Origin of the sequence: Streptomyces sp. DH10, assembly GCF_029813805.1 — a bacterium.
In the GTDB taxonomy this organism is placed as follows: Bacteria; Actinomycetota; Actinomycetes; order Streptomycetales; family Streptomycetaceae; genus Streptomyces; species Streptomyces coeruleofuscus.
Genome location: NZ_JARVKU010000067.1, coordinates 1 through 412 on the forward strand (window position 1 = coordinate 1; position 412 = coordinate 412).

The 412-nt window shown below is 53.6% G+C and carries 1 protein-coding gene; it reads right to left on the reverse strand.

All coding sequences use genetic code 11. From position 1 onward, the window contains the following. On the reverse strand, positions 1–353 hold a 353-nt coding region (locus QC385_RS43880; RefSeq protein WP_279547003.1), incomplete at its 3' end, for a hypothetical protein. Positions 354–412: the final 59 nt, after the last annotated feature.

Here is a 412-nt window from a genome sequence, read left to right on the forward strand (position 1 = left end):
CCCATGCCCTGGGCCACCATCGCCAAGGTCGAGATGTTTTGATTGTAGGCTTTCACCGCTACGTCATGTCCCATGGTTAAGTTGAAGGAGATGGCATAGAAAAAGACTGTGATGAACAGTACGCTGAACGCGATGTTCATGGAGCGCAAGGCCTTGTGACGTGCTACTTCGATTGACCTGTAGTGGGCCCGGTAGGAGATGACCATCGGGCTGAGTGACTGGATGAAGAGTATCGAGGTCAATGTGAATGGGAGCATGATGATGGTCTGTTTCACCAGGTAGCCCAAGCTCGGGAAGGCCCCGACGTTCGCCAGGTTCCAGCTGCCGATGATCGCGAGGCCGAGGAAAGTCACGACAGACAGTTTCGTGAGTACCATCACCGTCGAGATTCGGAAAAGGATCTTTTCCGCTC